This is a genomic window from Scytonema hankhaensis NUACC26 (genome assembly GCF_045865695.1).
Lineage (GTDB): Bacteria > Cyanobacteriota > Cyanobacteriia > Cyanobacteriales > Nostocaceae > Scytonema.
This window is the reverse complement of the sequence record NZ_BAACAP010000058.1, coordinates 1-8,843: the sequence shown is the minus strand read 5'-3', so window position 1 is coordinate 8,843 and position 8,843 is coordinate 1. Positions and strand designations below refer to the sequence as shown.

The following is an 8,843-nucleotide window of genomic DNA, read 5'->3' as shown; positions in this document are numbered from 1 at the left end:
CCCGTCTTTTACGAGCAGATTATTACCATTTGTCAACAAGCTGGATTTCGTCCGAAAGTGGCTCAAGAGGCAGTTCAGATGCAGACGATCGTCGGCTTAGTTGCAGCAGGACTGGGCATTGCCATCGTTCCCGCCTCCTTGCAAAACTTCCACAGAAGCGGAGTCATTTACAGACCCTTGCAAGAACAGATCCCTAAAACCGGACTTTATCTTGCTTGGCGGCAGCATGATTCCTCTCCAGTCATAAGCGCATTTCTCAACCTGGTACGGAAGACGACACAATGGGAGTCAAATCGTGATGATACGTGAGCGGTTAGGGAGCGAGCGCCTCACCGGCGGAGCGCCTCCAAATACTGTCTCAGCAGTAACCTGAAGCAGCTATAACAACGACACCATCACAGCCCTTATTCAAATAGTCACGAATTATATTAATATCTTCAGTAAAATTTTTCAGGGGCAAACGTTGACTTTGATGATTGGGGAAATAACTCAAATGGCGATCGCTACCCACTAGCAACATCGCCCGTTCAATAATTTCCCTAACTTTTGCACTCAATCCCGCAATTCCATCCAGACCGATACCAACTACATGAACTTTGGTCATTTGTGATTTGTCCTTTGTGATTTGTCCTTTGTCCTTTGTTATTTGTAAAAGACCAATGACCAATGACTAATGACTAACCAGCCAAACCAGATGTTAAACGCTTGATAGCGCGACTAGCAACATCAGCATAACGCAGTTCGCCACACAAGATTTTGCCCATAATTTGAACAGAAGAGGGGCGCTTCACACCCACCTTATAACCGATACCAGCAAAGCGGTAAAATAACCCAGCCAACTTTTGCGCCCAAGCCATATCACTACCCCATTGTTCGTGCATGATGTTCGTGTAATCTTCTAAAGCGTTGATATCGCCGCCAACTGCTTTATCGATCGCTTCTGCTGCTTTTAAACCACTAAAAATAGATGGGCGAATGCCTTCTGCAGTGAACGGATCGACAACACAAGCTGCTTCTCCTGCTAACACGGCATTATCGGTATGCAACTTTTGATTCCCATTCCACAAACATAAAGCATGACCGTATTGTTGACAAGTTTTGATATCTACACCAAACTTTTGACCGTACTCGCTTAAGATACTTTTGAAATCTTGAGCACCACTCCTACCTACAAAGGTGCCAATTCCGATAGAATAACCATCTGCTTTAGGGAAGTTCCAGAGGTAACCATTTTTCACCATGCCAAACTCGAAGTGAGCAATATTACCATTCTTTACATCCGCTTTAGCTTCTGCTTCTAATGCTCCTGCTAAAAGACGTTTGCGTTCTTTGAAACCTAGCCATCTGGCCATGGGTCCTTTAGCACCATCGGCTGCAATTAAGTAACGACCTGTTACCAAACCACTAGCGGTATGAACTTGCCAAGAATTGTTTTGAAATTCAATACCTGTAACTTCCGTATTATCTCGTAGTTCAGCCCCTTGTTTTTGTGCTTGTTGAATGAGGAAATGGTCGAATATATCTCGCCTGACCATCCAAACTGGTTCGGGAGTGCCAATTTCTGCTTCTACGGGGTCGTCCATGTTCCAGGTACAACGGATTGTGTCAGCTTTAATGGATATTGCGATCGCAAAGTCAAAGTCAAACCATTGAGCAATCAAAGGTGAAACACCACCTCCACATGGTTTGTATCTTGGTAAAGACTCTTTCTCCAAAACCAATACCGAACGCCCGCGCTTGGCTAAATGATAGGCAGCAGACCCACCAGCAGGTCCAGCACCAACGATAATACAGTCGTACATAGGGGTTAGGGGTTAGGGGTTAGGGGTTGGGGATCGGGGATTGGGGACTGGGGAGATCTCGTTCCTAGGCGGAGCCTGGGAATGCCTTCCTTATGGAGGCTCTGCCTCCTAACATTCTAGTAAGGTTAGCATTGCCCCAACATCAAATATATAGCACAACCTTACCTACTCCTGTATTCAGTCGGCGCTCGGCAGAGCCTCAGTGTAGGCATTCTCAGGCTCCGTCTGGGAACGAAAGACAGAGACTCTTACGCCTTTTTGTACTAGTCCCCAGTCGCCAGTCCCCAGTCCTCAATCGCCAGTCCCCATTGCCCCTTATCCCCAGAGGGGGCCCCGAGTTCCCCAATCGCCAGTACCCAGTCCCTACAGTCAATGCACCCATTTGATATATTTTTAGACAGTTGTAATGTCTTTTTCTTTTTCTGCCAGCAATTCATTAATTCTGGCAGTATACTTATCTGTCAACTTTTGCAGCTTATCTTGCCGATCGCGTGCTTCATCCTCAGAAATTTCCGCCGCTTTTTCATTTTTGCGAATTGTATCCAAAGCATCCCGACGGATGTTACGAATACCAACACGTCCTTCTTCGGCATACTTAGCAGCGATTTTTACGAGTTCTTTACGACGATCGCTTGTCAATGCTGGAATGTTCAGCCGAATTATAGTCCCGTCGTTACTTGGGGTTAAGCCCACATCCGACATGGAAATTGCCTTTTCGATTAAGTTTAAAGTATTGCGATCGTAAGGCTGAATCAAAATAGTTGAAGAATCTGGCGTGCTAATGTTTGCCAGTGATTTTAAGCCAGTTGGCGAACCATAGTAATCCACCGTTACCTTATCCAATAAACTCGCATTGGCGCGACCAGTGCGAATCGTATTAAAAGCCCGTTGAGTCGCCTCTACGGTTTTTTGCATCGTACTCTCAGCTTCAGCTAATTTCACACGAACCTCCCACAAGCGTGCCTATGGATTCTCCCATGACTGCTCGGCGGATATTTCCCCGCACAGTTAAGTCAAATACAAGAATAGGGATATTGTTCTCTTTACACAAGGCGATCGCAGTCGTATCCATAACCCGCAAATCTTTTGTTAAAACATACCCGTATGTCAAAGTATTATACCGTTTAGCGTCAGGGTATACATGGGGATCTGCATCGTATATCCCGTCTACTTTAGTCGCTTTGAAAATCACATCGGCTTCAATTTCTGCTGCTCTAAGTGCAGCCGTGGTATCCGTGGTAAAAAAGGGATTGCCCGAACCCGCACCAAAAATAACCACCCGTCCCTTTTCTAGATGGCGGATGGCTCGACGGCGAATATAAGGTTCTGCTAACTCTTGCATGGAAATTGCGGTTTGTACCCGTGTTTGAATTCCAATGCGTTCGAGTGAGTCCTGCAACGTCATAGCATTCATTACCGTGGCAATCATCCCGATGTAGTCACCGGTTGCTCTGTCCATCCCCGCCGACGCCGCTTTGACGCCACGAAAAATATTTCCGCCTCCAACAACGATTGCGACTTGAACGCCAGTTGTTGCTACCTCTGCTACTTCTTCAGCTATTTCTTTTACCACTTCCGGATCGATTCCATAGCCCAAGTTGCCCATAAGGGCTTCACCACTTAGTTTAAGTAAAACCCGTCGGTAATGTGTTCCCATGAAGTTTTGTTTTGTCCAAAATTGAAATTGCCTCCAATTTAAGATAACAATACAGTGTCGCTCTGTCTCTAGTTACCTATTCCTACAGAGGTACCATTAGGCTCTGTTTCCGTCAACAAAATTTCCTGTCCTTTTAACAAATAGGCGATCGCTTGCTTGAGATAGTGCTGTTCCACGAACTCTGGATTTTGGGGGCGATCGTCTATTTGTCCTTTGTAGCAAACAACACCCTCTGCATTTATCAGAAACGCCATTGGTGTTGTGCTAGTCCCAAAACTGCGAGTCACCTCTTGAGTTGAGTCCCACAAATAGGGAAAGTTTAAATTCTTCGCTTTGGCAAAAGCCTGCATTTGTGCAAAGGTTTCTGATGGTTCTGTTGTCAGATCGCTACCATTCATACCGATCAGCGTAAAACCGAGTGAGCCAAATTCAGCTTGAATGTTTTTCAATCTGTCTACATACAACTCAACATAAGGACAGTGGTTAGACATAGAAATGACGCCGACTGCACGGAACTTTTCCAGATATCGGCTAAGATGGTGTACCTGACCATCAATTCCTGGTAGCTCAAAATCTGGTGCGTAGCTTCCTACGGGAGTACTAATTTCTCTTATAGTCATCTTTATTAAGCCGAACTGTATTAGTCATAATTTAAGTTTTTATTCAGCGTCTGTTTCCAGCTACAAACCACCCTCGCGGATGCTATGTACTTAACCATTTTATATACATCTTTTGCCACTGAAAATTGTGAAACTACTGAAATCTAGGCTAAAGACCATTAGCCTTTAGCCTTTAGCCATGTTACTTTTTCAAAACGACTTGAAAAGAGTTTAGATAACCTGTAATAGAACCAGAGATTGTTTTTTGCTGTTTTTTGGTAGTGATAACCATAACCTGATACAAACGACCTTCAGCAAAATACATCCTATTCCTCGTAATTTTTCCTCCGGAATTAACGTACTCGATTTCTCGACCGGGATGACCGTTGGAACTGCGAATATCCTTGCTCGCTGTCAAATTACTTTGAGTTGTTTTGAGAGCCATTTGCTGGGCATCATCTAAGACTTCTTGTGCTGATGCCATTTGACCGTAATTATCGGGAAAATCATTATAAGCAACAAGATAAGCCACTTCCTGGTTAGGAGGTTGAGCCAAAAAGACTTGCAGTTGAATCTCGCCCATATGAGTTCTTTGAGTTTGAGACTCAATTCTTGGTATACCGGGCATCAAGACTGTAAAGCGTCCATCTGGGGGAGTGAAAACTTTCCATTGTGACTTGACTGGTTGAGCAGCCACTGGTCTTGTTTGAGAAAGCGATGCTGTGGACAGACTGGCTTCAACTGCGGCAAATGCACTTAATAGGAAAGTGGCTGTCAAGAGTGACAGCAAACTTCTGTTTGTCATAGTTTTTACTTTAAACAATGCTGCTGATGTTATAACCTAGTTGCACCGATGGCAGCACCTATTAATCCCACTTCTTGGTTAAGAATGATATGCACGGGAATATCTTCAAGTAAAGAGCGCATTCTGCCCTTCTGAGTGAAGTTCAACATGAACTTGTCTTCTTGTATGAGGGGCAGTATTTTAGGGGCTATCCCACCTGCAACGTATAAGCCACCATATGGTAAAAGTTTGAGGGCTAAATTACCTGCTTCCGCGCCATATGCCCCTACAAATAACTCCATTGTTTGTTCGGAAAGTCTATCGGTTTTTTGTAGCGCCGCTTTCCCAATAACAGCACCCGGATCGACACTTTTCTCCTGCTTCCCTGCTTCTTGTTCCCAAGTTCTCACAATTTGGGCAATTTCTGGCGATTCAGCAATGGTTTTGCGATCGCGTAAAAATTGATAAATAGCAACAATCCCCAATCCAGAAACAACCCGCTCTACAGAAACACGCTGAATATCGTGTTTATCCAATAAATACTTTAACAATTGAAACTCTAACTCAGTCCGGGGAGCAAAATCTGCATGACCTCCCTCTGAAGGAAAAATTTGATAACTCGAACCTTGCTTAATTAAAAATCCTTGTCCCAAACCAGTACCAGCACCAACAATGGCAATAGGGGCATTTATGTTAGGTTTACCGGGTTGTAAAGTGAGGATATCTTGTGCGCTTAAACCCAAAACACCGTAGCCAACAGCCGCAAAGTCGTTGATTAGACTGACTTGAGCAATACCTAGTTCTTCTTGTAATCGTTGAGTATCTAGGAACCAGACTAAGTTAGTCAGCTTAGCTGTATTATTCACCACCGGACCTGCGATCGCAAAACAAGCTTTTTGTGGTATTGATGCACCAGAGTTTTTCAGAAACTGCTGCACCATTGGCACCAAATCGAGAAAATCGCTACTTCGGTGTCGTTCCTCATAAATATTGTGTAAAAGCAGTTGCTCAGATACCTCAACCAACCGCAAAATAGTTTTTGTGCCGCCGATGTCCCCTGCCAATAGTAATGTCATAGTGTTGTTAGTGGTTAGTTGTTAGTAGGGGCGCAATGCCTTGCACCCGTACATTTGTTAGTGGTCACTGGTCACTGGTCACTGGTCACTGGTCACTGGTCACTGCTGACTGGTCACTGGTAATCGCTCGCTGACATCAAACCGGATGACCTCTTCGACTTCCGTTAAATGAGAAGTATCTCCCTTTAGTTCTAGTAGCCACTCTGGGTCTTGACGCACAACTTTTACTAAGCTACACAAAGATGCTTTCACTTCTGTGCTAGCACTTTCACCAACTAAACCTACAGCTGCTCCCAATACAGAAGCACCATGCCCCACTAAAAGAATATCCTGTGGTGAGAATTCTCTGGTCAAACATCTAGCAGTTTGCCCCGAACGTTCCAACATTTGTGCGCGAGTTTCGGGGTATTTAGCAGCTATCTGAGGAGTGTAGCTCGTGTCTATTTTGGGAAATAACTCTGCCAGTGCTGGTGTTGATAGTCTTTTTGGTTCTTCCTTCATCCAAGCTATATTATGCCACTCACTCAAACCTGTTTCTAGCTTGATGGGTAAGTCGAGAACTTCTGCTACTGCATTTGCTGTTTGTACCGTTCGTAAAAAAGGAGAAGCGAAAATATGGGCAATCTTTTCTCCTTTAAGACGGTTAGCTAGTTGCTGTGCTTGTATAAAACCGTCTTCCGACAGTGGTGGATCGTAGCGTCGTTCTGCAGTGAGAAACCAATCAGGGTTGACAAAATCAAGACGGTTAGCGTGTCTTGCTATCCAGACTATCTGACTCATAAGAGAAATTTATATCTTCTTCACGGGCTTAGAGGTGAGACGATGCTCGCTATACCCGTATGTCGTGGGCTATGAATTCAATCATACAATTTTTTTAGCTTTTTTTAATATTTACCTAAATTTATCTAGTTTTTTTAGTAAAAAAGATATTATGTATCATAGACTAAAGTTTCTTCAGCCAAGTTTCTAAAGCAATATTTAAAATTGCTTTTATAGAATTTGATTCTTCTATTTTTCCTAGAGTTTTGAGAGAATATTCAATATTCATAGCTATAGCTGATTTATATATATTACTATCTATATAAACACCTCTAACAAGTTTTTTAAGAGGGCGAACAGTACCTAATTCTCTCTCACTTTCTGTTATCATTCTACCTAAATTTTTTGCTACATGACCGAGATACAAAACACTGTTAGAATCAGCCCAGATACGCATTTTAGCTACAAATTCTTTCTTTTTCCAAGACGAAAAATGAGGCATCCATAAAAATAACACTATGCTATTTCTTTGTTTATCAAACCTGAACTCTGCACAGAGTTTACTTCTTCCTTTCCCGTCTATGATATTTCCATTATTGATAATTTCTTGAATACGCCTATCAAATTTAAAAAGTCACTGACCGCTAACATAATGTTAGCGTTTTATAGGAACTAGTTTCAGGAGTTGTTGTAAGTTTTTCCCAACAAAAGTTTCTAACTCAGCTTCATCTATAAATTCCCAAATTGTTCCTCTTTTAATAAGTTTGGTAAAATCCATTTTCCTGACTCTTGCATAATTCATCTGCTACTTTCATTATTCCCACAGCAAGAAGTGATTTATCCTTAACAATGACAAATGACTATTAACAAATGACGAGCTTGACTAGTTAACCTTAATTGTGCCGACTTACTCAAGCAACAGCAAAAGCTACCTGCTGAAATTTTTCTACTAGCAGCAAAATGGCTTCTTCAATCACAAAACGTCGTGGCTGACTATTTTGTTTGCTAAGTTGTTCTACAGCCAAACCTGCTGCTTCAGAAATTCGTGATGGTTGGTATTCTCTGCCATTCCCCACATATCTCCATCGTGTTGACTCTTTTCTCGGTTGATTCTGTTTATGTTTCTTGGTTTGGGTTTGAATATCTTTCTGGGACACCTCTTGGGTACAAGCTTTTTCCAGCATCGACTGAATCACTTCCACTGGCGTTCGACCTGTGGCTAATTTATAGAGTGCTGATGGGGAGAGGTTGCGATTGATTTGTTCGAGTTGTACGGTTGTAAAATTTCCCAGTATGGGGGCTAGCTTCAATAACTGGTTGGCAATGCTTGATGCCCATCCTAAAGAATTCGCTAAAGCTTGCGAGTATTGTTTGGGTTTGAGTTGTTCTTTGAGGAACAGCAGTAATTGACTAATTTTGGCTGCTCCTATCAATAAAAAAGGATTTGTGCGGGCTATCTCACTCTTTATTTCTTCTATCAGGTCGTTTCCTGATTTCGCGAGTTTACGGATGAGATCCTCAACTTCTTGTGCGGATGTTTTGAAAAAATCCCCAGCAGGATCTGTTTCCGGCGCTTTAGTCATGCTATGATTACTCCAGAATTATTATTTGACTAATTTTTTCGAGGAAGTGCTCCTGACAGACATGAGCGCTTCCTTGTTTGTTTATAATACAATAATAGGGAAATTTTTTTTGTAAAATTTTCTGCACGAATTTAGTATTTTTCGGAGAAAAACAATAGCTCTAGAGCTACTCTAAAATTCTGATATGGTAATTCCCAATGTAGTGAGATACAGTATATTGAATTAACCGCAGCCTGTAGCAGATGGACGCGGATAAATTTGTACCCCAGCAGACTAGGAAAGGCTATAGTATGGATAGCTTGTACGAGCAAATTCTATGGGTTTAAGCAACGGTAAAAGCCACCTGTTGAAATTTTTCTGCTAGCAGCAAAATGGCTTCTTCAATTACAAAACGTCGTGGCTGACTATTTTGTTTGCTAAGTTGTTCTACAGCCAAGCCTGCTGTTTCAGAAATTCTTGGTGGTTGATATTCTCTGCCAGTACCTACATATCTCCATCGTGTTGATTCTTTTCTTGGTTGATTCTGTTTATGTTTCTTGGTTTGGGTTTGAATATCTTTTTGAGATACCTCTTGGATGCAAGC

General features: G+C 42.5%; 12 protein-coding genes and 1 pseudogene. 1 reads left to right on the top strand and 12 read right to left on the bottom strand.

The window, feature by feature from the left end:
* Nucleotides 1-309, top strand: a 309-nt coding sequence (locus ACKTT2_RS01420) for a LysR family substrate-binding domain-containing protein (RefSeq protein WP_407883219.1), incomplete at its 5' end; no start/stop codon positions are given.
* Nucleotides 310-358: 49 nt separating this feature from the next.
* Here ACKTT2_RS01420 and ACKTT2_RS01415 read toward each other — a convergent pair.
* The 12 genes and pseudogenes from ACKTT2_RS01415 to ACKTT2_RS01360 all read right to left on the bottom strand — a co-directional run.
* Nucleotides 359-604, bottom strand: a complete 246-nt coding sequence (locus ACKTT2_RS01415) for an SAM-dependent methyltransferase (protein ID WP_407883217.1) — start codon at nt 602-604, stop codon at nt 359-361.
* A gap of 73 nt (nt 605-677) precedes the next feature.
* On the bottom strand, nt 678-1,802 hold the full coding sequence (locus tag ACKTT2_RS01410) for a geranylgeranyl reductase family protein (protein WP_407883215.1): 1,125 nt from the start codon (nt 1,800-1,802) through the stop codon (nt 678-680).
* Between the two features lie 393 nt (nt 1,803-2,195).
* Entirely contained in the window at nt 2,196-2,744 is a 549-nt protein-coding gene (frr, locus tag ACKTT2_RS01405) for a ribosome recycling factor (protein WP_407883213.1), read from the bottom strand.
* Nucleotides 2,731-3,459, bottom strand: a complete 729-nt coding sequence (gene pyrH / locus ACKTT2_RS01400) for a UMP kinase (RefSeq protein WP_407883211.1) — start codon at nt 3,457-3,459, stop codon at nt 2,731-2,733. Before pyrH ends, frr begins: the two co-directional genes overlap by 14 nt.
* A 68-nt stretch (nt 3,460-3,527) precedes the next feature.
* Nucleotides 3,528-4,079: a thioredoxin family protein gene (locus tag ACKTT2_RS01395; RefSeq protein ID WP_407883208.1), complete on the bottom strand. Its 552-nt coding sequence runs from the start codon at nt 4,077-4,079 to the stop codon at nt 3,528-3,530.
* A 181-nt stretch (nt 4,080-4,260) separates the two neighbouring features.
* Nucleotides 4,261-4,863 (bottom strand): hypothetical protein, encoded by a 603-nt coding sequence (locus tag ACKTT2_RS01390; RefSeq protein ID WP_407883206.1) that lies wholly within the window; start codon nt 4,861-4,863, stop codon nt 4,261-4,263.
* 29 nt (nt 4,864-4,892) lie between these two features.
* Nucleotides 4,893-5,918, bottom strand: coding sequence for a glucokinase (locus ACKTT2_RS01385; RefSeq protein WP_407883204.1), 1,026 nt, complete (start codon nt 5,916-5,918; stop codon nt 4,893-4,895).
* Between the two features lie 99 nt (nt 5,919-6,017).
* Nucleotides 6,018-6,698, bottom strand: coding sequence for a histidine phosphatase family protein (locus ACKTT2_RS01380; protein ID WP_407883202.1), 681 nt, complete (start codon nt 6,696-6,698; stop codon nt 6,018-6,020).
* Between the two features lie 163 nt (nt 6,699-6,861).
* A complete protein-coding gene (locus tag ACKTT2_RS01375; RefSeq protein ID WP_407883199.1) occupies nt 6,862-7,194 on the bottom strand; it encodes a hypothetical protein in 333 nt (110 codons plus the stop codon).
* Nucleotides 7,195-7,332: 138 nt separating this feature from the next.
* Nucleotides 7,333-7,479 (bottom strand): hypothetical protein, encoded by a 147-nt coding sequence (locus ACKTT2_RS01370; RefSeq protein WP_407883197.1) that lies wholly within the window; start codon nt 7,477-7,479, stop codon nt 7,333-7,335.
* Nucleotides 7,480-7,588: 109 nt separating this feature from the next.
* Nucleotides 7,589-8,260 carry a hypothetical protein gene (locus tag ACKTT2_RS01365; protein ID WP_407883195.1) on the bottom strand — a complete coding sequence of 224 codons (672 nt, stop codon included), beginning with the start codon at nt 8,258-8,260 and terminating at the stop codon, nt 7,589-7,591.
* Nucleotides 8,261-8,582: 322 nt separating this feature from the next.
* Nucleotides 8,583-8,843, bottom strand: a pseudogene (locus ACKTT2_RS01360) (hypothetical protein); the annotation flags it as partial.

Bases quoted from the DNA above. Each gene is read 5' to 3' on its own strand.
- ACKTT2_RS01380 (WP_407883202.1), bottom strand. From the start codon at position 6,698: ATGAGTCAGATAGTCTGGATAGCAAGACACGCTAACCGTCTTGATTTT.
- ACKTT2_RS01395 (WP_407883208.1), bottom strand. From the start codon at position 4,079: ATGACTATAAGAGAAATTAGTACTCCCGTAGGAAGCTACGCACCAGAT.
- ACKTT2_RS01390 (WP_407883206.1), bottom strand. From the start codon at position 4,863: ATGACAAACAGAAGTTTGCTGTCACTCTTGACAGCCACTTTCCTATTA.
- ACKTT2_RS01415 (WP_407883217.1), bottom strand. From the start codon at position 604: ATGACCAAAGTTCATGTAGTTGGTATCGGTCTGGATGGAATTGCGGGA.
- ACKTT2_RS01385 (WP_407883204.1), bottom strand. From the start codon at position 5,918: ATGACATTACTATTGGCAGGGGACATCGGCGGCACAAAAACTATTTTG.
- ACKTT2_RS01410 (WP_407883215.1), bottom strand. From the start codon at position 1,802: ATGTACGACTGTATTATCGTTGGTGCTGGACCTGCTGGTGGGTCTGCT.
- ACKTT2_RS01370 (WP_407883197.1), bottom strand. From the start codon at position 7,479: ATGAATTATGCAAGAGTCAGGAAAATGGATTTTACCAAACTTATTAAA.
- ACKTT2_RS01365 (WP_407883195.1), bottom strand. From the start codon at position 8,260: ATGACTAAAGCGCCGGAAACAGATCCTGCTGGGGATTTTTTCAAAACA.
- pyrH (WP_407883211.1), bottom strand. From the start codon at position 3,459: ATGGGAACACATTACCGACGGGTTTTACTTAAACTAAGTGGTGAAGCC.